Origin of the sequence: Brevibacillus sp. AY1, assembly GCF_029870785.1 — a bacterium.
GTDB classification, from domain to species: Bacteria; Bacillota; Bacilli; order Brevibacillales; family Brevibacillaceae; genus Brevibacillus; species Brevibacillus invocatus.
Map to the genome: position 1 here is coordinate 33,334 of NZ_JAFLPN010000004.1, position 20,962 is coordinate 54,295.

Here is a 20,962-nt window from a genome sequence, read left to right on the forward strand (position 1 = left end):
CTTAACGCGTGTAGCAAACCTTTCCGCCGATGACGGTCATGACAATTTTCGTCGAGAGCAGTTCATCCGGGTCCATCGCAAACAAATCGTTCGAATAAACAGTCATATCGGCAAACTTGCCTCGACTCAAGGTGCCCTTCAGATGATCTTCATGGGTAACTTTTGCTCCACTGGTCGTGAATAGCGAGATCGCTTCCTGCATGGTCAGCTTCTCCTCCGGCATGTAGCCACCATGCGTTTCCCCTGGTGCTTTGCGGGTGACCGCTGCATGAATCCCCAGCAAAGGATCGATCGGCTCCACCGGAGTATCCGATCCGCCCGCACAGATAATCCCTTTATGGATCATCGTTTTCCAGATATACGAGAATGCAATCCGTTCTTCACCCACGCGATCAATCACCCACGGAAAGTCTCCCGCCAAAAAGCGCGGCTGGATGTCCGCGATTCGGTTGGGATGCTGCAAGCGCTCCAGCAGATCTGGCCGGACAATCTGCGTATGAATGAGTCGATCCCGATAGGCTGCCGGCGCGAATTGGTCCAAACTGTCCAAGACCATCTCTAGTGCCTTGTCGCCGATGGTATGGACCGCAATCGGCATGCTGAGGGCTCGCGCCTGCCGAACCAGCTCTGTCAATTCTTCTTGCTCGTGCACTGGATAGCCGCTGGTGGTCGGATCGTCCGCATAGGGAGCCGACAAATAGGCAGTGCGCCGTCCCAGTGCTCCATCCGCAAAGATCTTCACAGCTCCTATCTGCACATGGCTGTTGCCATAGCCTGCATACATCTGCTGTTCGCGCAGCTCATGCATGTGAGGATAGTAAACGAGCAGGTTGCAACGAAGCGCCAGCTCCTCCTGATTGATCAGCTCATCGTAGAGACGGTAGGTTTGAGCCAATCCACCCAATTCGCGCAAATCTTCGGTGTGCGCACCTGTCAGGCCATGCTGGAGCGCATACTGAATGGAGTTGCGCAGGCTCGTCTTCAGCTGATCGTAGCTTGGTTTGGGAATATGCGGCTTGACCAGATTGGAAGCCGTCTCCAGCAGCATCCCCGTCGGACGTCCTGTGTCCGGATCGCAGACGACCACGCCCCCTGCCGGAACTGCCATTTCCGGATGATAGCCAATCCTTTCCAGCGCTTTACTGTTGACCAGATTTGCATGCCCGCATATGCGAGAGAGCATGATCGGACAATGCGGAGCGACCCGGTCCAGCTCTTCGATGGTAGGAATTCCTCCACCATTTACGAACAGATTTTCGTCCCACCCAAATCCTTCCATCCATTCCTCGGGGCCCGTTTCTTCAGCTCTTTGCTTAATGAGCATCAACATTTCATCCTTGGAGGTCGCCTTGCTCAAATTGAGCTGCATAAAAGTCAAGCCTTGCCAGCCCAAGTGCAAATGGCTGTCAATCAAACCAGGAGTTGCTGTATGTCCCTGTAGGTCAATTACTTGAGCCCCTGTTCCCCACTGTGAGAGCATGTCCGCACCACTGCCCAAGTCATGAACGAGTCCATCCCGGACGACGAGGGCCTGGACGAACAAATGCTGCGGATCGCCCGTGTAAATCCTTCCGTTCGTAAATATCGTGGTTGTCATTGCATATGCCTCCTAGTTTAGCCTTACTCAAAACAGCTTTCGTTTTACTACTTTCTTAATTGTTCATGGGTTGCTTTTATCCTTCTTTATTCCTGAATTCAACTCCAATTTAAAAAACACTTGTTCGCATTTGGAAATCATCGGTATAATACGAGTTATGTTGCGAAAAACCAACAAGTTTTGGGAGACAAGGAGAAAACCATTGAGACGTAAGAAAAAGAAAAAAAATTCGCCTATCCTACTCTTTCTTGCCATCGTCGTCGCTGTTTGCACCTATCTGTTTGGGGAGCTAGAGACTGGTACGCCGGTCAGCACACCGACCGAAGCGGATCTCGTCCTGGAATTTCCGAGCCAGCGCTTCCCTGAGACTGCGGCACATATTCAAGCAGCTGTGGAGAATGGTCACTCCTCCATCTGCACGATTGACCGCAAAGGTGCCGATCAAAATCGGGATGAGTCCCTGCTAGGCATTCCTACCAAACGCGGCTTCGATCGGGACGAATGGCCGATGGCGATGTGTGCGGAAGGCGGCAAGGGTGCAGATATCGCCTACATATCCCCATCTGATAATCGCGGAGCGGGATCTTGGGTCTCCAATCAGCTGGAGAACTACCCGGACGGGACGCGTGTGCAATTTGTGGTGAAATGAACGTAAAACCCGCTCGGCCGTGAATGCGCCATGCGGGTTTGCTTTTGAGGAAGCAGTGGAGACTCTCCCAGCTGGTTTACACCAAAAAAGATCCCCTATAAGCACTGAGCGCTTGATCCAGCTCCTTGATATGCTTTTCGTTCAAATCCGTTCGGCTCATTTTTTTCACCTTTGCCTCTGATGCCCTTGGCAAATGTCCATACATGGCGTTTTGGATATGCCTAATACCAATATGACCGTTTCGCGTGAGATAATCTACTCTTATGGACTTCCCGCTGTTCACAAAAATTTTATACCACAAATGATCCGGCAGTTCATTTTTATGCTTGTCCAGAAAAACCCCTTGGATCACGCCATTCTCTTCTTTCATATCACGAGGTATCGCTTGTTTTGAGTTTGACTGCGCAACCATCCGTTGCAGGGCCTGATTGCCAATCGACTGCTGCAGGACGCGAATGGAGGACGAACGCATGTTAGCAGGGGTTTGCAATTGTACCAGATGGCCTGCTGTGTTTGGCGACTCTTTACTTTCTGTCACTGACTGCTTGGAAGGATGCATCGTTTCACCTCTTCGACCACGATTCTCACGTTCGAAGTATCATCTGCGGATGGATCTTGTTTGTCGAATTACGTCTATTTTTTATAAAATCGACAGCAAAAAACCTTCCCCACCGAAATACTTCCGGCAGGAAAGGTCGTGTGATTCCTTGTTTGATCTTTTTTCTACGATGTGGCTACTTTTGCTTCTCGCGTATTCACGATATGGTGGCCAAGCGGCAAGCCCCGTTGCTGCAAATCGTCGGCAGTCAGAATATGGAGCGTCTCACTTTTGCACGGCATTGGCATCAAACCACCCAGTGGACTCATCACCCGCCCGTTGGTATCTGTCTCGATGACCACGTATAAACCTTTACTCTCCAGCTGCTGCAGAAATTCACTCCAGCACTTGGAAGTAATCTGTTCTACGTGCTTGGTGAAAATCACACCCATTTCTTGTGCTAACATGTACAATCTCCTTTGTTGTATGCATCGAACTTCTCATCAAATGAAGTTCTAACGATACAAAGAATACAGGGAATCAGGATTTCTGGCAAAATCCACAATACGCTGGAAAATGCGAAATTAAGCTGTTTTCCACCGCTTTTTGCTTCCGTCGTGACGTTTCTTTCTCAGACATATCACTTTCGCTTTGTCACGCTGTTTTTTGATGTTTGCTTTTTTCACACATGCGAAATTGTCACATTTGACGCCTTTTGATAAAAACGTCTTAGGTAAGGGAGGATTTTTCCATTTATGCGCGAATGTATGTTCTTATCCTGACAAGAAAGAGGCGATTTGATGTGACTAATTTGTTTCAACGAATTGACACGGTTTTTGTCCCAACCAAGGATATTGAGAAAGCTGCCCACTGGTATGTGGATGTTCTGGGTGGTGTTCTCGGTTGGAAGAGTGAACAGGGAGAATACCAGTGCGTCAAATTCGGGGATACTTCCATCACACTGTTCCTCACAGAAGATCCCCTTTATTTTCAGCCTCGCCGTTGCGCTTTTAACTTCTATGTCTCGCGTGCCAGTGAAGCTTACGATTACCTGAAAAGCCGTGACGTTCAGGTCGAGGAAATCAAGGAGTATGGAGCCACGTACTTCGCCTTCTACGATGTGGATGGTAACTGTCTGGAAGTATGCGAATACTAGGAGATGTTCCAGCAAGGAAAGAGGGATGCCCTTTAACGGACATCCCTTTCTGCTTGCAGCAGGGCGGCAAACGAAAGCCATTGCGTACCTGTATCCACCCTCAGCTTCATTCGCTGCTGTACCTGATCGATGTGCATGACGTAGCCGGACAATCTGCTTGGTTCTTTTCCGTTATAGTAGGTGAGCACGAGAGCAGTCCCTGTCTGAAAAGCCTGCCAGACCTGCTCGCTTAGCTCTGCCAGCTGATCGGAATCCAGCTCGGGTGGAACGTAGCGACGCTCCTGTTCCTTGATGCGTGCGTACATTTCCCGATGCTCAGGGAGTACAAACCGGCTGGATACAAACAGATTATCCTTTTTCGATACGCGTGTTTCCCTCATGTTGTCCCCTCTCCTTGCTGATAGCCTGTCATCCAAAGCCCGATCAGCTCCTGGCATTCCGCCCGCAGGATTTCAATGGAATAGATCGCTTCGCGTAAATAGCCACGCTGGCGATACTGAACGACGTAGGTATGCCCCTGCTTTTGGGTGCTGACCACGTAACATCCCCGCTGACGCAAGAGCCGGCGAATCGCATGGTGCTGACGCTCTGACCAACGGGACAGCTCCTGAAAAAATCCATCGTACGACAGTTTCAGGGAGACGCGGTGCACCGAGGTCATATCCGCCATGACGACGCGAAACAAAAGGCCAAAAAGGATATAGCGCCGGACGAGATCCATCTCTGGCTCTGGCTGCTCTTTTCCTGACTCCTCGGGGCGGGTCATTTGTAGTGCCCTCCAATCTTGCGGGCGCGCTCCTTCGCCTGACCAGCCCCGAGCAGGGACGCTGCTCGCAGGATGGCATCCTGACCGTACTTCGAGCGAATGTCATCCATCGCATGAGCCAGCGAACGCCGTCTTTGATTGTCCGTGAACAGATTGAGCTGGAGCACATTGTCCGGCACCAGCTGCTCCAGATTGACTCCGACACTGCGCACAGGCGTCCCCTGCCAGTGGCGGTCAAACAGACAGCAGACCGCCTCAAACAGCGTCGTCGCATCGTTGGTCTGCTCCTCCAGCTTCAACTGACGGCCAAAACCGTTGGCCGCGTCCAAATCAGCGCCGCGACAGCCTACCGAGACGACCGATCCCATCAATTCCTTGCTGCGCGCCCGCCGACACACCTCCTCACACAGCTCCAGAAGCACCACCTTGATCTGTGCCGCTGTGTGATAATCGCGTGGCAGCGTCATGTGATGACCAATTCCTTTTTGCGTATCGTAGGTGTTAAGCGATACAGGCGAATCATCCATGCCATGTGCGGTGCGCCACAGCACCTCGCCGTTGACTCCCCAGCGACGTGTCAGGACGGCGGGAGACATCCCCGCCAGCTGTCCGATCTCGTACACTCCCATCCGATGAAAATGCCGCTTCATCCGCGAACCGACCCCGAACAGCTTCTCAATCGGCAGCTTCCACAGCGTCTCGGCCAGCTCCTCCTTCTTTAGCCAGAACACCCCCGCCTCCTGTTTTTTGGCAAAATTGTCACATGCCATCTTCGCCAAGACCTTGTTCTCTCCGATTCCCACCCGGCAGTTGATCCCGGTCTCCAACCAGACGCGCTGGCGAATTTGCGCCGCCATCTGGTACACATCTCCAAACAGATGAACACTTCCCGTCACATCGAGAAACTGCTCGTCGATGGAATACGGCTCCACTTTGTCGGTAAAGGACTCGAAGATCTGCGTGATTTGCATGGAAATACGGATATAGGTTTCCATGCGCGGCCGAACGACGACGAGGTGCCGACATTTTTGCTGTGCCTGCCACAGCGCTTCCGCCGTGACCACGCCATACGTTTTGGCGATCGGGCAGGCAGCCAGCACTACTCCGCTGCGCCGTTCAGGGTCCCCAGCCACCACAATCGGCTGGTCCCGCAGCTGCGGATTGGCTGCTTTCTCGATACTGGCGTAGAAGCTTTGCATGTCGATGAGAAAGACGATTCGCTTGTTGCCCGACTTGGTCATCATAGACCATCTCCTGTACAAGAACGTTTGTTCGTATTATGCTTTTGTTCTTAGTATAGCAAACAAACGTTCGCTTTTATACTCTTTTTTCGCCTAATAAGCTTGGTAATTTTTTGCTGTGAAAATAAACAGCCAGTCAGCAGGTACGATCACGTACACGTGCAGACTGGCTAGAAAAGCCGTTCTATGGAGCTGGAGTGGGAGGTGATGCCAAATCACGAGAGCTGTACAGATACAGCCAATTGCCATCCTTGCTCGCCCCGATCAAAAACGAGCTTGCCGGCAATCCCGTACTCAGCACACGTTCCTGCTTGCGGTCGGCGTCAAACATATAAAGCGACTGTGTGTCCACCTGCCCTTCGCTGCTATCCTCATATTGGGTGTAGACAAACTGATGGCTCCCCGGGATCCACAGTCCATCTCCCAGGAACTCCAAGACTGCCTCGGAGCCTTTAAAAATACCGGCATTGGGATACATCTGATACATTCCGTCATCGGTTTGCGTATAGCCAGACCAAGCATCTGCTGGCACCGGCGGATTCCAGTCGCTGACGGTTCCCGTCTTCCAGTCGTAGCGGTACCGCAATTCAATCAGCTCTTGCTCATTCTTGCGCATAAAGAAAGTAGCCTGCCGCCCGTCATCGGCAAAAGAAATGGTCAAGATACTTCCGTCCATCTCGCTGGTCGGTATCGTACCGCGAATGACTCCTGGCAGACGTCGTTCTTCTATTCCTGCTTCCAGATCATAGACGATCAGATCGAGATCCTTTTTTTGCTCAGCACCCCCGACAGCCATCAGCAGACGTGTGCGATCCAAACTAAAGCTGGCACCATGCACATAGCCGTCCACCCTCACCCCAGTGGCAAACTCACTTTCCGGCACGGTGACACCATCGTCTGGTTTTGCGTAGAAAAAGCCGCGACGATCGGCGATAAAATTCCCTTCCCCCCTGTAGTGTTTAGCCAAGTCCACCGGGTATCGGGTGATCGTATCGGTGTTGCTGTCATACACCGAGAACAGCTTGGGATAGATGGCATCACATTCGCAATAACGCTGATTGCGGCTCAACAAGAAAAATCGCGCTTCCGCATCCAGCATTTCCGTCACATAGTAGGTAGTGAAGTCCGTCAGCTTTTCCCGTTCTTTGCCGTCTGCCGCTACCTTCCACACCTGTCCAGGCCGCAATGCAACCGCATAAAAATCAGGCGAATCCTCAGGCAGTGAAGTACCTTTCACCGTTGTTGCCCCTGCTACATGCAGGCGATACTCCATCCAGTCACTGACGGACGTCTTCTCTGCAGGCAAAGAGACCAGCACATGCAGCTGCTGATCATGAACCCAGTGAAATTGCAGGGCAGGCTCCAAATAGTCCAAGCCTTCCCTGATCAGCTCCGGCTTGATGTGATTCCGTATGGCCTTTTCCACACTGGCTCGCTCCATCGGCTCACGGAAAAAAAGCGTGTAAGCCTGCGCATCGATTCCGACGATCGTCCGAATCGGCGAGTGCAGACTCGGCTCTCCGTTGAGCTGAATCACGACGTTCTGCTGCATCGTGGAATACGCATACGGCAGCTCCTCCACCTTCCACTCCTCCTCATCCGACGGCGGGGTCGAAACAGCAGGAATGGACTCCACTGACGAAGCTGACTCAGAGGCTGCAGCAGGCGGTCTGGAATCGCCAAAGCCGCAGCCCGCTATCAATACAGAAGTGAGGCACAACAACGTGCCCGTTCTGAAAAAACGTAATGAGAACAAGCAAAATCCCCCTTTGATATCTTCTATCTCTCTTCCCTTATTGACGCAATCTTCCTTGAATTTGTTACAAGAAAAGGAAAAAAGAAAAAGCCCTCCCGACCTTTATGGGAGGACTTCTCCACACATTCCTAGTCAAATACAATTCCGTCCAGCACACCTTCACGCTTGAGATAATCACGCAGCCAGCCGTAGCGTTCTTCTCGCCAAAAGGAGCGCTCTGCGACCAATCTGGCAGCCTCCTGCCTGGCTACCTCCAGCGCCTTGTAGTCGCTCAAAAGATCCGCCACCTTGAATTCAGGCAAGCCACTCTGTTTCGTACCGAAAAAGTCCCCCGGCCCGCGCAGCTCCAGATCGCGCTGGGAAAGCTCGAAGCCGTCTGTCGTTTCACACATGACGTGCATGCGCTCTTTTCCGATCTCGGATTTGGGATCGGCGATCAGCACGCAGTAGGACTGCTCCGAACCGCGACCGACACGTCCGCGAAGCTGATGCAGCTGGGCAAGGCCAAAGCGTTCCGCATCGTAGATGACCATGTAGGTGGCGTTGGGTACATTGACCCCGACCTCGACCACGGTTGTAGACACCAGCACCGCATGTTCTCCAGCCAAAAAAGCCTGCATGACCGCATCCTTTTCCTTGGCCGGCAAGCGACCGTGCATCAACCCCACACCAAACTCCGGGAACACCTGGGAGAGCTGCGCATGCACGTCGATCGCGTTTTGCACGTCCAGCTTTTCCGATTCTTCGATCAATGGACAGATGACATACGCCTGTCTGCCACGGCGAAGCTCTGAGCGCATCTCTTCCAGCACAGCGGGAAACTGGTCGTGCTTTTTCCAGGTCGTCTCGATCGGCTTGCGTCCCGCTGGCATCTGATCGATCGTGGAGACGTCCATATCGCCAAAAGCGGTGATAGCCAGCGTCCGCGGAATCGGTGTCGCGGTCATAAACAGCACGTCTGGTGACAGCCCTTTGTTGCGCAAAATGCGTCGCTGCTCTACCCCGAAGCGATGCTGTTCGTCTGTGATCACCAGACCCAGCTTGGAGAAGAAGACATCTTCCTGGATCAAGGCATGCGTACCTACCACGACATCGATCAGCCCCATCTGCAGCGAGCCAATGACCTCACGCCGTCTTTTGGCAGTCAGCGAACCAGAGAGGAGCGCCACCTCGATCCCATAAGGAGCCAAAAGACTGGTCAACGATTGCAAATGCTGCTCGGCGAGGATCTCGGTCGGCACCATCAGCGCCCCCTGGTATCCTGCCTTCACAGCAGCGATCAAGGCGATAGCCGCAACTACGGTTTTACCCGAGCCCACATCCCCTTGCAACAAGCGATTCATCGCATGGGGAGCACGCATGTCGTCGAGGATTTCCTTGACCACGCGCTTCTGTGCATCCGTCAGCGGAAAGGGCAAGCCCGTAATGAACTGCCGTACCTCGTCCATCGGGATCGCCAGTGCCATGCCTTCCGTCTGCTGTCGGTTGATGCGCCGCAGCGTCTGCATTTTAAGTTGAAATAAAAAAAGCTCCTCAAACATGATGCGACGCCGAGCCTGTCGGCCGTCCTCTGCATGCTCGGGAAAATGGATGGCGTGAAAGGCTTCTACACGTGGCATCAATCGATAACGCTCCACAAGCTCGGAAGGCATAATCTCCGGAATTTCGCGACCATACTGACGCAATGCCCGCTGGATCAGCTTGCGCAACAAGGTATGCGTAACATCTCCGCGCAGGGGGTAGACCGGAGCCAATTCGCCTCGCTTGGCTGCCCGCTCCGAATCCACCTCCGTCATCTCGCTCACCGTGATCTGCAGCTTGTGCTTGTCCCATTTTCCCGTCAAGAGAACTTCTTTTCCGGGCGACAATCGGGTTTTCACGAAGGTCTGGTTGAACCAGACTGCCGTCACCACGACCCGATCCATCACGACCTTGACAGAAATGCGTGACTTGCCTTTACCATAAAAACGAACAGAGGGTTCGCCGTACACTGTACCAGCAAGCGTCACCCTCTCCCCGTCCTTGATTTCCGTTAAATCGCGAACGCGGTAATCTTCATAGCGGGAAGGAAAGTACTCCAGAAGGTCGCCAATACTCTCGATCCCCATCCCCGCCAACGATTTCGCCCGTTCTTCCCCCACCCCGTGCAAGAGGGAAACGGACTTCTCATATACCCCGCTCACGGTGTATCCAACCGAACGCCAAAGATCTTGGCTTCAATTTGTCTGCCCGTCTGGGTCGCAGCAAGTCCCCCCTGCGCGGTTTCCTTCAAGGCAGTCGGCATGGCGCAGCCGATCCGGTACATCGCTTCGATCACTTCGTCTGTGGGAACAACGCTCTTGATCCCGGCCAGAGCCATGTCAGCCGCAACAGTCGCGATCGCAGCACCCATCGCATTTCGCTTCACACAAGGTACTTCCACCAGGCCCGCTACAGGGTCACAGACCAGACCCAGCATGTTTTTCAAGGCAATCGCAACCGCTTGTGCCGATTGCTCAGGCGTACCACCTGCCATCTCCACAATCGCAGCCGCTGCCATCGCGGTCGCAGAGCCTACCTCTGCCTGACAGCCGCCTGCCGCTCCCGAGATAAAAGCATTGTTGGCGATGCAATACCCGATAGCACCTGCCGTAAACAAGTAGTTCACCATTTCTTCTCTGGTCGGCTGGAGCTTTTCCGTGACAGCGAACAACGTACCGGGTACAATCCCGCAGGCCCCCGCAGTCGGTGTCGCGACGATCGTCCCCATCGCTGCGTTCACTTCATTGACGGCGACAGACATCGAGACGGCGCCCAGCAGCGTCGTACCCGAGAGAAAAGGCTTGTTCTTCATGTATTCCTGCAGCTTCTTGGCATCTCCGCCCGTCAATCCGCTATGGGAGCGGATATCTTCTGTCAATCCGCGCTGGACCGCCTTTTCCATCACGTCCAGATTGCTGTACATCTGCTGCATGATCTCATCCCGACTGCGCTGAGACACTTCCATCTCTGCTTCGATCATCACCTGGGATATTTTCTTCCCCTGGGATTCAGCCAACTCCACCAGTTCAGCCACATTGCGAAACATGCTGTTGATTCACTCCTCTATTTCACCTGGTTGCCACAGCTAATCAGCCAGAGCAAGCAGGGAAACATCAAATATATAAGGAATCTTGCGGATTTCCTCCATGACCTGTGGCGAGACGACGGCATCTGTCTCTACAGCCATCAGCGCTCGCGATCCGCGGTCGTGCCTGGAAACCTCCATCAGACCTACGTTGATTCGATGCTGCGTCAACACTTTGGCAACCGCTGCAATCATTCCGAAACGATCCTCATGCAAGACCAGCAGCGTCGGGCTGTCAAAGCCCAGCTGGCAAGTAAATCCATTGATTTCAAGCACTTCAATCTTGCCTCCGCCAATCGATACCCCGACGATCTCGATCGTCTCTTTCTCATCAGAGAGCCTGACTCTCGCCGTATTCGGATGCTCCGTCAAAACATCCGAGGTATTCAGGATGACTTCCATACCTTCATTTTGTGCAATGTTCAACGAATCCTTCAATCTTAAATCCGAAGTCTCAAAATCTAAAATTCCTGCAATTGTCGCTACGTCCGAGCCATGCCCTTGATAGGTTTTTGCAAAAGATCCGTAGAACGTCACCTGAGCGAGTGCCGGCTTTCTGCCGAACAGCCTGCGTGCCACCCTGCCGATCCGTGCAGCTCCTGCCGTATGGGAGCTCGAAGGCCCTACCATGATCGGGCCGATAATATCAAATACGCTTTTGTATTTCAACCGCTTCTCCTCCTGATATCACAAGGGGTACAACGTTCTTGTTTTATTGTATCCTACAGCATATGAAAGCGCTACATATGTTTGGGGTGTTCAGCGGACAGATGTAAGCCAAACCAAAAGCCCCCCTGCGAACGAGGGAGGCTCTCCGATATCTTCCGTGCCTACTCTTTGACCATCATGATGCCCAAGAGGCCTGGACCCGTATGTGTACCGATTACAGGACCGATTTCTAAGACATACGATTCATTGACCTGGAACTCCTGTTTGATGCGCTCCAACAGTTCAGTGGCTTGCTCAGGGACACAGCCATGCAAGACCGCCATCTTTACAGGCTGCCCTTGGGCGTATTCCTGCAAGGTTTCAAGCACACGGTTGAGCGCTTTTTTGGTTCCCCGTACCTTGTCAAAGGCCGAGACGTAACCGGCAGGGTCCAGCATCAAGATCGGCTTGATATTGAGCAGTGATCCGATCACAGCAGATGCCCGTCCAATCCGGCCGCCTTTTTGCAGGAACTCCAATGTATCCACGATGAAGTAGACCTGCACCTCATCCAGATAACGATCGATCATGTCCAGGATTTGCTGCTTATTCTTTCCTGCCTCAGCAGCCTTGGCAGCCTCGACACAGATCATGCCATGCACGAATGCGGCTTTGCGAGAGTCGATCACCGTAATGTCGACTTCATCTTCCATCATCGTCTTGGCAATCATCGCCGATTGATATGTGCCCGAAAGTGCCGCAGACAGGGTGATCACAATGATCTGTACATCTTTCCCATGCTGATCGATGATGCCCTTGTACGCTTCGGCAAAATCGATAGGAGAAGGCTGTGAAGTGGTAGGCAGAGCATCACTTTGCTTCAGCTTATCAAAAAACTCGGTGGAAGAAATCGTGACGCCATCGAGGAAGGTCTCTGATCCGAACATCACCTTCAACGGGACACTCACAATCCCCAACGATTGTCGTACAGATGCTTCAATATCAGAAGCACTGTCGGTAAGAATCACAATGGACATACGCGCATCTCCTCACACGATTACTCTACGGAATAGATAAAGGGATAAAGCGGTTGACCTCCAAAGAGTATCTCGACTTCCACCTCTGGATACACATCCGTCAAAGCGGTCTCCAGTGCTGCCGATTGTTCCTTTGTCGCATCCGCACCCAGGAAGATCGTGACGATCTCTGTGTCTTCGTCGACCATCCCCAGCAAGAGTGTCGTGGCGCTCTCCATCAGATCAGCTCCTGCGGTAACGATCTCCTTTTCTGCGATGCCGATGAAATCGCCCTCTTTAATTTCCACATCACCCATCCGCGTATCGCGTACCGCGTGGGTCACCATACCTGTCTTCACATGCGCAATCGCTTTGCTCATCGCTGCTTCATTGGCGCTCGGCTCTGCACTTGCATTGAACGAAACGAGTGCAGCCATCCCCTGCGGAATGCTCTTGCTCGGAATGACCGAGACTGGCACTTCTGAAAGCTCGGCAGCCTGCTGGGCAGCCATGATGATGTTGCTGTTATTCGGCAGAATGATGATATGCTCAGCGTTCAGATCCCCAATCGCCTTCATGAAATCTTCCGTGCTCGGGTTCATCGTCTGGCCGCCTTCGACCACGACATGGACGCCCATGCTGCGATAGATTTCCGCGATTCCGTCTCCAGCTGCTACCGCGATCAAGCCATAAGGAAGCGCTCCCAACCGCTCAGGTGCGTTACCTTGAGCCTGGTCCTTGCGCTCTTCTGCTTTCAATATATTAGCGTGCTGCTCACGCATGTTCTCGATTTTGATGCGATGCAGGCTGCCGTACTGCTGGGCATACTGCATGACATTACCCGGATGCTCGGCATGAATATGTACCTTTACCACCTCGTCGTCTGAGACAACGAGCAGTGAATCCCCCATCTTGTCCAGTTGATTGCGGAACAAGCTTTCAGAGAACGGCTTCTTGTTCGGCTCTGTGCTATTGGAGAGCCATACCATGAATTCGGTGCAATAACCAAACTTGATATCTTCTGTTTTCATGTGGATTTGCGCATTGTGATGCTCCTGCACCAGTTGATCCAGAGTCACCTGATCTACGGGCTTTGACGGTGATTTCTTGGCTTCGTCCACCGTCTCTCCACGCAGCGCGCGCAAAAATCCCTCGTATATGTATAAAAGGCCTTGTCCACCAGAATCGACCACGCCTACCTCTTTCAAAACAGGCAGCATTTCTGGTGTGCGCAATAATGTTTCCTGCGCTTGATCGTATGTTTTCTCCATGACGTGAAGGACGTCATCCGAAGTGCGGGCGACGCGAACAGCCATGTCCGCAGCTTCCCGTGCGACCGTCAGAATAGTCCCTTCCACCGGCTTCATCACCGCCTGGTAGGCAGAATCTACTCCTGATTTGAGCGCATCTGCAAACTGGCGTGCGTTGATCTCCTCTTTCCCGCTGACCGATTTGCTGAAACCACGGAACAGCTGGGACAGGATCACGCCTGAGTTCCCTCTAGCCCCCATCAGCAGACCTTTAGCCAAGGCAGCAGCTGCTTCCGAGATGTTGGAGGACTCTTTGCGAGAAAGCTCCTCTACTCCAGACGTAAGCGTCAAATTCATATTAGTCCCCGTATCGCCATCCGGTACGGGGAACACATTCAATCCATCTACCACTTTGACGTTTCCGGACAGAAGACTTGCTCCCAAATAGACCATCCGGCTAAACTGCACGCCATCTAGACGCGTATGTACCACTGATGTTCCTCCTTACGTATCTCTGTCTGTACGAACCCCTTGTACGAAAATATTGACGGCAGAGACATCAATTCCAACTGTTTGCTCCAAGGTATAACGAACGCGGCGCTGCACATTGCCCGCTACCTCAGAAATTTTCACGCCATAGCTGACGATAATATGCATGTCCAAGATTACTTCGCCATTCTGGTTGTGAACAACGACACCCTTGCTCAGGTTATCCTTTTTCAAAAGCTCAGCGATTCCATCCTTCAACGCTTTTCGGGAAGCCATTCCGACTAGACCAAAAACCTCCATGGCGGCGCCCCCCGCAATTCGTGCGATAACATCTTCCGTAACGTCGATCTTACCCAGAGGGGTGGTTAATTCCACTGTCATGCAAGGACTCCTCCTTTGTTCAACGGCATTGCCGTCATAGGTTTCGCGTAATCATGCTTTCTCCAATTCTACACTAACATATAGGAGAAATGAAGCGTTTTTGTCGATTGCTAGTAGATCTAGTAGGAGTAAAGGGCAAATCCTCATGTCAAGTATTGCAATTGACAGCACTCCTATGCTAATATAGTCGAGTATTTGTATTTCCCATCGAAGGAAATCCCGTTTAGATGCAACAAGGGAGGTGGATCGTAATGGCACGTCGCTGCTTTGTAACTGGTAAATCTGCTAAAGCTGGAAACGCTCGCTCCCACTCCATGCGCGCAACTCGCCGCACCTGGGGTGTTAACGTACAAAAAGTGCGCATTCTTGTAAATGGAAAACCGAAGCGCGTTTATGTAAGTACCCGAGCGCTGAAATCCGGACTCGTAACTCGCGTATAGTGATTTCTCCTACGCGAAAAAAAGCACCCTTGAGGTGCTTTTTTGCATTTCTCCCGACGCTTTCATCCTTGAGGAGGCCCGTGCCACGCCGTCATTTTTTCTTGTTGAATGCCTCTATGACGGCGCGAATCATGCCACCCAGGAACTTCGGCAACTTGATGGTGTAGAACCGCATGTTACCCCTCCTCACCGAAATTACTTCCCACGATACAGATACAAGCCCGCCCCCATGAGTGCCAGCGATAACAGGCTATACCAAACCCACGGAGGTGCCATGTACAGGAAAATGGTGATCCCTCCGACAGCCAATGCAACCCCGAGAACACGTCGCAAGGCGCCCCCCTGTCGCAGGCGAAAGGAGCGCAATCCCATTTCTTGACGCACCTCCTTCAGGTGTTCTCCCAAACGTGCATATTACATCATATTCCGCTGTCGGATAAACATGTATCCTGCTACACGAAAATGTAAAAACGAATGCAGATCTCAGATGAATTCCGAAAAGAAAAAAATCAGGCAACATGATAGCTGCCTGAATACAATATGCAAAGCCTATGATGAATATGCAGGTCCACTCTATGGGCCGAGATTAAGCCAGTCGGTTGCGAGCAGGCTGCAGCAGCTGAGGCGCAGTGCCGAGCACGATCGACAGAACAATGCCCGAAATCACCATTTCAGGGAGCAGGTACGTGATATTGTACACGAACGAGTACCAGGCGACATTCATCCCCTCAGGCGCAAACTCGCCAAACCAGACGATACCGGAAGTGAAATGGCAAGCAAAGCGTACCAGCACACCTGCCAAAAGAGCGCCCCAGATCGCGACATTGCGCTTTGGCTTGCTCGTGAAATGAGAGATCCGCACGATCCCGACAAACCCCAAAGCCGCAAAGGCAACCGGGTAATCCAGCAAAAGCTGAATCGGGTGAACCACATAACCACCCAAAAAGAGCTGCAATAATCCGACAATCAAACCAGTTAAAATACCAGGAATTATTCCACGACGAACCGCAAGAAGAGCAATCGGCACCATGACTAGAGATACGGATCCTCCTTGGGGCATGGTAAAGACTTTAATTTCACTAAAAACCAGAGCTAGCGCCGCCATCATTGCCATCTCCAGCAATGTAAGCAGTCGATTCCGATCCACAAACCTTCACCCCTTCTCATGTTGGTCAAACGAAATAACTGAGTAAAGCCATACACATTCTGGTCTTACTGACCTGATTCTAGCCCAAGTGCCTGTGCGTGTCAAAATGAAAAGTCGCGCTCCACTCGGGAACACGACCTTTGTTCAGCGTACCTTTTCCAAAAACTGTTTCGCCCGCTCGCTCGTAGGACGCGTAAAGAATTCGGCAGGCGACGCTTCCTCGACCAGACGTCCGGCATCGATGAACAGAATACGATCCGCCACCTCTTCGGCAAATCGCATTTCGTGGGTTACGATTGCCATCGTCATACCGGTGTGGGCCAAGCCCTTCATCACTTCGAGCACCTCTTTGACCATCTCAGGATCGAGTGCGGAGGTCGGTTCATCGAACAGCATGATATCCGGTTCCATGACCAGTGAACGCGCTATGGCCACACGCTGCTTCTGACCGCCTGACAGACGTGATGGATAGGCGTCCGCTTTATCAGCCAAGCCTACACGCTCCAGCAGCTCCTTTGCCTTTTTTTCCGCCTCTGACTTGGACAATCCTTTCACCTTTATAGGAGCGTATGTCAAATTGTTCAGGACTGTCATGTGCGGGAACAAGTGAAAATGCTGAAACACCATGCCGATCTGTTGGCGGATCTTCATAACGTTTGCTTTTGGATCGGTAATTTCCTGTCCATTGATGAAAATGGAGCCACTGGTCGGCTCCTCCATCAGATTGATACAGCGCAAAAGCGTAGATTTGCCTGATCCGGACGGTCCGATAATCGCCACCACTTCGCCTTTGCCGATTTGGGTAGAGATGCCTTTTAGCACCTGCAGCTGTCCGAATGACTTGGTTATCTGATCGACCTTAATCACTTCTTCTCATCCTCCGTTCCACGCCCCTGGCTACCCAAGTCAGGATCATTACCATCACGTAATAGATCATCCCTGCGATGAGAAAAGGCTCGAAGTATCGATAGGTCGTCCCTACGACTACGTTGGAGTTCTTCAAGATATCAGCCAGACCGATTGTAGAGACGAGCGCCGATTCCTTGAGCAAGGCGATTGTTTCGTTCACCAGCGCCGGCAGGATATGTTTAACTCCCTGCGGCAAAATGATATCGAACATCATCCTCCGATAGGGCACGCCGAGCGCTTTTGCCGCCTCCCACTGTCCCTTGTCGACCGCCATAATCCCGCCGCGAATCGTCTCGGAAATATACGCCCCGGAATTCAGAGTAAACGTGATTATAGCTGCTTCAAATGCGGAGATAATGTAGCCCGTCAACTGCGGTGTCGCAAAGTATACAAAGGAAAGCTGCAAAATTAACGGCGTTCCGCGAAACACGGAGGTGTACGCCACAGCAAACCAGTTAAGCGGCCCCAGCTTGGAGATTTTGATCAGGGCAAGAATGGAGCCCCAGATAAAACCCAGTACAACCGAAATCAATGTTACAAGTAACGTGACCTTTATCCCTTCGAAAATAAAAGGGATATAGGGCACGATTTGAGCAAAATCCAAATCCATGCCCTTACCCACCCCTTACGACCGTATTATCATTTTATTGGCCATCACCAAACCACTTGTTGATCAGCTTGTCCATCTCACCGTTTTCTTTCATTTTTTTGAGGACTTGGTTAAAATCTTCTACCAATGGGGAGCCTTTCGGGAATGCAACAGCCGTTCCGTTGGATTCCTCGCTTTGAATCGTAGTAAATTGAAGAGCTTCGTTTTTCGCAACAAAACCTTTTGCTACGTGGTCTTCGATGATCGCAGCGTCCACGCGTCCCGTCTTCACTTCTTCCACAATCTCTCCGATTCGGTTCAAAGAAGTGATTTGCAGACCCTCTACCGTTTTGGCCAAATCTTTAGCGGCCGTCTCTTGAATAGAGCCCAACTGTACGGCTACTTTTTTGCCCGCCAGCTGTTCAGGCTTCGTAATCTGGCTATCCTTTTTGGCAACGAGCGTGTTCTTCGCCTCATGATAGATCTCCGAGAAATCCACATTCTTCAAGCGATCCGGATTGGGGGTCATTCCAGCCATCACAAAATCTGCTCGCTTGGATTGCAAAGACGGAACCAGTCCATCAAAATTCATGTCGTTGACTTGAATTTCATAGCCCAGCTCTTGTCCGATATATTTGGCAATGTCGATATCAAAACCGACAATTTCATCCTTACCGCTGCTCAAATCGTGATATTCATAGGGCTGGTAGTCTGCAGAGGTAGCCATGATGAGCGTCTTTTTCTCACCGCTCGGCTGTGTGCCTTCCTGACCTGCCTGTGGCTGTTCTGCCGGTTGTCCAGTACCGGATGGACTGCCTGCTGTACCGCAGCCCGCGATGACCACTGCTGCCAACAAGGAAGAAACGGCTAGAGAAAAAATGGATCTTTTGTTTTTCATGATGAAACCTCCGTGTAGTGTTTTTAAAAAAATTTAATCAACAATTTATATTTATACAACAAAATGATATCTATAATCAATGCTTAAATGAGGAAACTCCTGTTGTTCCTCCGATAGTATGCCCTATTTTTACAGCTTTCCGCCCAGATCCATGATTTTTTAAGCCCTACAACTGGGCAAAAGGATGCAAATACCATTTTCTTAATATTGTTATTCATTTCCATCGTGTATATAATGAAAATGCAAAACTTGACTCCGTCGACAAATCGGCGGAGTCTTGTCTTGTCGTATCAAATGAGAGAGGGAGCGAACAGACAATGGAAACAGAAACTTTACAACCGATCGAGATGAATCCGGTCGGATTTTGGCGTCGACTTGGGGCCAATCTTTTAGATGGACTTATTATTGGTGTACCGCTAGCACTTCTTTCTTACCTGATCTCCCCAGCCGACGAGAATGACTGGTTTACAAACGCACTCTCTGCCGTTTATTCCCTTCTTCTTCCGGTTCTGTGGTTCGGGTATACAGTCGGGAAGAAACTCCTGGGCATTCGGATTGTCAAAATGGACGGCAGTCAAGTCGGGATCGGAACCATGCTGCTTCGCGTGTTCGTAGGCATGTACCTGGTCTACGGCATTACCTTGGGAATAGGAGCCATCGTCAGTGCCATCATGGTAGCTGCACGTGAAGACAAGCGCTCGATTCATGACTTGATCGCAGGTACGTACGTGACTTCCAACAAACCACCTCAGGGATAAGCAAAGCCCCGATAAACGCAAAAAGGATGTCCAACAGTCAACATTGATTGAAGGACATCCTTTTTTCATAGCTCTATTCTATTTAGCCGCGAATCGCTGCGATCGCTTGAGCGCGGTCAGGTTGATTGAAAACAGCGTTTCCTGCCACGAGAACGGTCGCTCCGGCTTCGATACACTGACGGCCGGTATCCTTGTTGACTCCACCGTCTATCTCGATCTCCACATGTCCAAGCCCTCTCTCATCGAGCATGCGTCGCAGCTCTCTGATTTTCGGTACCACGGACGAAATGAAGGATTGGCCGCCAAAGCCTGGGTTGACCGTCATCAAAAGCACCATGTCCAGATCAGGTAGCAGCGACTCAATCGTCACGAGTGGGGTCGCGGGATTCAGGACGACTCCTGCCTTGACGCCTTGTTCCTTGATCAGGTAAATCGTGCGATGCAGATGCCGGCATGCTTCCTGATGGACCGTGATCCAGTCCGCTCCGCTTTTGGCGAATTGCGGAATGTAGCGGTCCGGCTCCTCGATCATCAAATGCACATCGAGAGGCAGCTTCGTAACAGGGCGAATAGCATCCACAATCAAGGGACCAATCGTAATGTTAGGTACAAAATGTCCGTCCATGACATCTACGTGAATCCAGTCTGCCCCTCCCCGTTCGACATCCTGAATTTCTTCTCCCAATCGCGCAAAGTTTGCTGACAGGATAGAAGGTGCGATTTTTACCATGGTTTGTTCCTCCGTTGATATTCTTTCAGCTCATCTCTAAATTGCTTGTAGTGTTCATATCTCTCCATGCTGGCTTCTCCTGCTTCCAATGCAGTCTGCACCGCGCATGACGGCTCGCTGATATGAAAGCATCCACGGAATTTGCAGTCTGGACTCAAGGAAGCAAAGTCACGAAAGGAATCAGCCAAATCCTGCTCACTCATGTCCATGAACTCAAGGGAGCTAAAGCCAGGCGTATCCGCAACATACCCTCCGCCTTCCAGTGGAATCAGCTCCACATGGCGTGTCGTATGCTTTCCTCGTCCCAGCTTTTCGCTTACTTCCCCTGTTTGCAGACTGATGCCTGGAAAAAGCAGATTGATCAGCGAAGATTTCCCTACGCCCGACTGGCCCGCAAAAACAGAGATGCGATCGCGCAGCAGCTCTTTTACTTCGGCAATACCGCGCTGGTCTACCTTTGAGGTAGGAATGACCGTGTAGCCAATGGCCTCGTATTTTTTTACAATCTCAGCAATCTCCTCTTCCTCTGCTTGATCCGCTTTGGACAAGACAATGACGGAATCGATTCCTGCACGTTCGGTATGGACGAGAAACTTGTCCAGTAACAAGGAGCTAAACATCGGCTTGTACATGGAAAAAACAAGCACGGCCTGATCGACATTGGAAATGGGTGGGCGCACCAGCTCACTGGTTCGCTCGCCCACCTCCATCACATATCCCTCTTCGTCATTGATCACGTCGTACCTGACCCAGTCACCGACGAGGGGAGTAACCTTTGCTCCCTTTTTCTTGAAAAGTCCGCGAGCACGGCAGCTGTATACACGATCCCCGTCTGCTACGTAGTAGAAACCGCTAAGCGCTTTTACAATCCGTCCTTCTGGCATTCATTACCTCCACA

At 51.5% G+C, this 20,962-nt stretch carries 25 protein-coding genes; 4 read left to right on the forward strand and 21 right to left on the reverse strand.

Annotation, left to right across the window (positions count from 1 at the left end; translation table 11 throughout):
- Nucleotide 1: 1 nt before the first annotated feature.
- Nucleotides 2–1,597 (reverse strand): amidohydrolase, encoded by a 1,596-nt coding sequence (locus JZI27_RS05925; RefSeq protein WP_280207044.1) that lies wholly within the window; start codon nt 1,595–1,597, stop codon nt 2–4.
- Nucleotides 1,598–1,874: 277 nt separating this feature from the next.
- Between JZI27_RS05925 and JZI27_RS05930 the strand changes: the two genes are divergently transcribed.
- Nucleotides 1,875–2,246, forward strand: coding sequence for a NucA/NucB deoxyribonuclease domain-containing protein (locus JZI27_RS05930; protein ID WP_245996927.1), 372 nt, complete (start codon nt 1,875–1,877; stop codon nt 2,244–2,246).
- Between the two features lie 76 nt (nt 2,247–2,322).
- Here the strand turns inward: JZI27_RS05930 and JZI27_RS05935 are convergent, their stop codons facing one another.
- A complete protein-coding gene (locus tag JZI27_RS05935) occupies nt 2,323–2,805 on the reverse strand; it encodes a hypothetical protein (RefSeq protein ID WP_122909563.1) in 483 nt (160 codons plus the stop codon).
- Between the two features lie 164 nt (nt 2,806–2,969).
- On the reverse strand, nt 2,970–3,251 hold the full coding sequence (locus JZI27_RS05940) for a hypothetical protein (protein WP_122909564.1): 282 nt from the start codon (nt 3,249–3,251) through the stop codon (nt 2,970–2,972).
- Nucleotides 3,252–3,586: 335 nt separating this feature from the next.
- Here JZI27_RS05940 and JZI27_RS05945 point away from each other — a divergent pair, with 335 nt between their 5' ends.
- Nucleotides 3,587–3,940, forward strand: a complete 354-nt coding sequence (locus JZI27_RS05945) for a VOC family protein (protein WP_122909659.1) — start codon at nt 3,587–3,589, stop codon at nt 3,938–3,940.
- 32 nt (nt 3,941–3,972) lie between these two features.
- Here JZI27_RS05945 and JZI27_RS05950 read toward each other — a convergent pair whose 3' ends face one another.
- From JZI27_RS05950 to JZI27_RS05995, 10 genes are all read right to left on the reverse strand, one after another.
- On the reverse strand, nt 3,973–4,320 hold the full coding sequence (locus JZI27_RS05950; protein ID WP_122909565.1) for a YolD-like family protein: 348 nt from the start codon (nt 4,318–4,320) through the stop codon (nt 3,973–3,975).
- Entirely contained in the window at nt 4,317–4,706 is a 390-nt protein-coding gene (locus JZI27_RS05955) for a YhjD family protein (protein ID WP_251244060.1), read from the reverse strand. Before JZI27_RS05955 ends, JZI27_RS05950 begins: the two co-directional genes overlap by 4 nt.
- Nucleotides 4,703–5,950, reverse strand: coding sequence for a DNA polymerase IV (locus tag JZI27_RS05960; RefSeq protein ID WP_415783027.1), 1,248 nt, complete (start codon nt 5,948–5,950; stop codon nt 4,703–4,705). The genes JZI27_RS05955 and JZI27_RS05960 overlap by 4 nt, the downstream gene beginning before the upstream one ends.
- A gap of 181 nt (nt 5,951–6,131) precedes the next feature.
- Complete coding sequence (locus tag JZI27_RS05965) at nt 6,132–7,703, reverse strand: hypothetical protein (RefSeq protein WP_280207045.1); 1,572 nt, start codon at nt 7,701–7,703, stop codon at nt 6,132–6,134.
- Between the two features lie 128 nt (nt 7,704–7,831).
- The gene (recG, locus tag JZI27_RS05970; RefSeq protein ID WP_280207046.1) at nt 7,832–9,886 is read right to left on the reverse strand and encodes an ATP-dependent DNA helicase RecG; all 2,055 of its coding nucleotides are present in this window, start codon (nt 9,884–9,886) and stop codon (nt 7,832–7,834) included.
- Nucleotides 9,883–10,770 carry an L-serine ammonia-lyase, iron-sulfur-dependent, subunit alpha gene (sdaAA, locus tag JZI27_RS05975; RefSeq protein ID WP_122909569.1) on the reverse strand — a complete coding sequence of 296 codons (888 nt, stop codon included), beginning with the start codon at nt 10,768–10,770 and terminating at the stop codon, nt 9,883–9,885. The genes recG and sdaAA overlap by 4 nt, the downstream gene beginning before the upstream one ends.
- 39 nt (nt 10,771–10,809) lie before the next feature.
- Nucleotides 10,810–11,478 (reverse strand): L-serine ammonia-lyase, iron-sulfur-dependent subunit beta, encoded by a 669-nt coding sequence (gene sdaAB, locus JZI27_RS05980; protein ID WP_280207047.1) that lies wholly within the window; start codon nt 11,476–11,478, stop codon nt 10,810–10,812.
- A gap of 161 nt (nt 11,479–11,639) precedes the next feature.
- Nucleotides 11,640–12,494 carry a DegV family protein gene (locus tag JZI27_RS05985; protein ID WP_122909571.1) on the reverse strand — a complete coding sequence of 285 codons (855 nt, stop codon included), beginning with the start codon at nt 12,492–12,494 and terminating at the stop codon, nt 11,640–11,642.
- A 20-nt stretch (nt 12,495–12,514) separates the two neighbouring features.
- The gene (locus tag JZI27_RS05990; protein ID WP_280207048.1) at nt 12,515–14,215 is read right to left on the reverse strand and encodes a DAK2 domain-containing protein; all 1,701 of its coding nucleotides are present in this window, start codon (nt 14,213–14,215) and stop codon (nt 12,515–12,517) included.
- Between the two features lie 12 nt (nt 14,216–14,227).
- The gene (locus JZI27_RS05995) at nt 14,228–14,593 is read right to left on the reverse strand and encodes an Asp23/Gls24 family envelope stress response protein (protein ID WP_122909573.1); all 366 of its coding nucleotides are present in this window, start codon (nt 14,591–14,593) and stop codon (nt 14,228–14,230) included.
- Nucleotides 14,594–14,844: 251 nt separating this feature from the next.
- Between JZI27_RS05995 and rpmB the strand changes: the two genes are divergently transcribed.
- Complete coding sequence (rpmB, locus tag JZI27_RS06000; protein WP_005831020.1) at nt 14,845–15,033, forward strand: 50S ribosomal protein L28; 189 nt, start codon at nt 14,845–14,847, stop codon at nt 15,031–15,033.
- A gap of 91 nt (nt 15,034–15,124) precedes the next feature.
- Here rpmB and spoVM read toward each other — a convergent pair whose 3' ends face one another.
- The 6 genes from spoVM to JZI27_RS06030 all read right to left on the reverse strand — a co-directional run bounded on the left by spoVM (nt 15,125) and on the right by JZI27_RS06030 (nt 18,576).
- Nucleotides 15,125–15,208, reverse strand: a complete 84-nt coding sequence (gene spoVM / locus JZI27_RS06005) for a stage V sporulation protein SpoVM (protein ID WP_023557299.1) — start codon at nt 15,206–15,208, stop codon at nt 15,125–15,127.
- A 20-nt stretch (nt 15,209–15,228) separates the two neighbouring features.
- Nucleotides 15,229–15,405: a hypothetical protein gene (locus JZI27_RS06010; RefSeq protein WP_183185091.1), complete on the reverse strand. Its 177-nt coding sequence runs from the start codon at nt 15,403–15,405 to the stop codon at nt 15,229–15,231.
- Between the two features lie 214 nt (nt 15,406–15,619).
- Nucleotides 15,620–16,180 (reverse strand): energy-coupled thiamine transporter ThiT, encoded by a 561-nt coding sequence (gene thiT / locus JZI27_RS06015; protein WP_122909574.1) that lies wholly within the window; start codon nt 16,178–16,180, stop codon nt 15,620–15,622.
- Nucleotides 16,181–16,324: 144 nt separating this feature from the next.
- Complete coding sequence (locus tag JZI27_RS06020; protein WP_280207049.1) at nt 16,325–17,047, reverse strand: amino acid ABC transporter ATP-binding protein; 723 nt, start codon at nt 17,045–17,047, stop codon at nt 16,325–16,327.
- The gene (locus JZI27_RS06025) at nt 17,040–17,699 is read right to left on the reverse strand and encodes an amino acid ABC transporter permease (RefSeq protein ID WP_122909576.1); all 660 of its coding nucleotides are present in this window, start codon (nt 17,697–17,699) and stop codon (nt 17,040–17,042) included. Before JZI27_RS06025 ends, JZI27_RS06020 begins: the two co-directional genes overlap by 8 nt.
- Nucleotides 17,700–17,733: 34 nt before the next feature.
- On the reverse strand, nt 17,734–18,576 hold the full coding sequence (locus JZI27_RS06030; RefSeq protein ID WP_122909577.1) for a transporter substrate-binding domain-containing protein: 843 nt from the start codon (nt 18,574–18,576) through the stop codon (nt 17,734–17,736).
- Nucleotides 18,577–18,893: 317 nt separating this feature from the next.
- On the opposite strand from JZI27_RS06030, the gene JZI27_RS06035 reads away from it, so the two are divergent.
- Nucleotides 18,894–19,334, forward strand: coding sequence for an RDD family protein (locus tag JZI27_RS06035; RefSeq protein WP_122909578.1), 441 nt, complete (start codon nt 18,894–18,896; stop codon nt 19,332–19,334).
- An 82-nt stretch (nt 19,335–19,416) separates the two neighbouring features.
- Here the strand turns inward: JZI27_RS06035 and rpe are convergent, their stop codons facing one another.
- A complete protein-coding gene (gene rpe / locus JZI27_RS06040; protein WP_280207050.1) occupies nt 19,417–20,064 on the reverse strand; it encodes a ribulose-phosphate 3-epimerase in 648 nt (215 codons plus the stop codon).
- A complete protein-coding gene (rsgA, locus tag JZI27_RS06045; protein WP_280207051.1) occupies nt 20,058–20,948 on the reverse strand; it encodes a ribosome small subunit-dependent GTPase A in 891 nt (296 codons plus the stop codon). Before rsgA ends, rpe begins: the two co-directional genes overlap by 7 nt.
- Nucleotides 20,949–20,962: the final 14 nt, after the last annotated feature.

Bases quoted from the DNA above. Each gene is read 5' to 3' on its own strand.
- JZI27_RS05925 (WP_280207044.1), bottom strand. From the start codon at position 1,597: ATGACAACCACGATATTTACGAACGGAAGGATTTACACGGGCGATCCG.
- JZI27_RS05935 (WP_122909563.1), bottom strand. From the start codon at position 2,805: ATGCATCCTTCCAAGCAGTCAGTGACAGAAAGTAAAGAGTCGCCAAAC.
- JZI27_RS05940 (WP_122909564.1), bottom strand. From the start codon at position 3,251: ATGTTAGCACAAGAAATGGGTGTGATTTTCACCAAGCACGTAGAACAG.
- JZI27_RS05950 (WP_122909565.1), bottom strand. From the start codon at position 4,320: ATGAGGGAAACACGCGTATCGAAAAAGGATAATCTGTTTGTATCCAGC.
- JZI27_RS05955 (WP_251244060.1), bottom strand. From the start codon at position 4,706: ATGACCCGCCCCGAGGAGTCAGGAAAAGAGCAGCCAGAGCCAGAGATG.
- JZI27_RS05960 (WP_415783027.1), bottom strand. From the start codon at position 5,950: ATGATGACCAAGTCGGGCAACAAGCGAATCGTCTTTCTCATCGACATG.
- sdaAA (WP_122909569.1), bottom strand. From the start codon at position 10,770: ATGTTTCGCAATGTGGCTGAACTGGTGGAGTTGGCTGAATCCCAGGGG.
- JZI27_RS05985 (WP_122909571.1), bottom strand. From the start codon at position 12,494: ATGTCCATTGTGATTCTTACCGACAGTGCTTCTGATATTGAAGCATCT.
- JZI27_RS05995 (WP_122909573.1), bottom strand. From the start codon at position 14,593: ATGACAGTGGAATTAACCACCCCTCTGGGTAAGATCGACGTTACGGAA.
- rpmB (WP_005831020.1), top strand. From the start codon at position 14,845: ATGGCACGTCGCTGCTTTGTAACTGGTAAATCTGCTAAAGCTGGAAAC.
- spoVM (WP_023557299.1), bottom strand. From the start codon at position 15,208: ATGCGGTTCTACACCATCAAGTTGCCGAAGTTCCTGGGTGGCATGATT.
- JZI27_RS06010 (WP_183185091.1), bottom strand. From the start codon at position 15,405: ATGGGATTGCGCTCCTTTCGCCTGCGACAGGGGGGCGCCTTGCGACGT.
- JZI27_RS06025 (WP_122909576.1), bottom strand. From the start codon at position 17,699: ATGGATTTGGATTTTGCTCAAATCGTGCCCTATATCCCTTTTATTTTC.
- JZI27_RS06030 (WP_122909577.1), bottom strand. From the start codon at position 18,576: ATGAAAAACAAAAGATCCATTTTTTCTCTAGCCGTTTCTTCCTTGTTG.
- JZI27_RS06035 (WP_122909578.1), top strand. From the start codon at position 18,894: ATGGAAACAGAAACTTTACAACCGATCGAGATGAATCCGGTCGGATTT.
- rpe (WP_280207050.1), bottom strand. From the start codon at position 20,064: ATGGTAAAAATCGCACCTTCTATCCTGTCAGCAAACTTTGCGCGATTG.
- rsgA (WP_280207051.1), bottom strand. From the start codon at position 20,948: ATGCCAGAAGGACGGATTGTAAAAGCGCTTAGCGGTTTCTACTACGTA.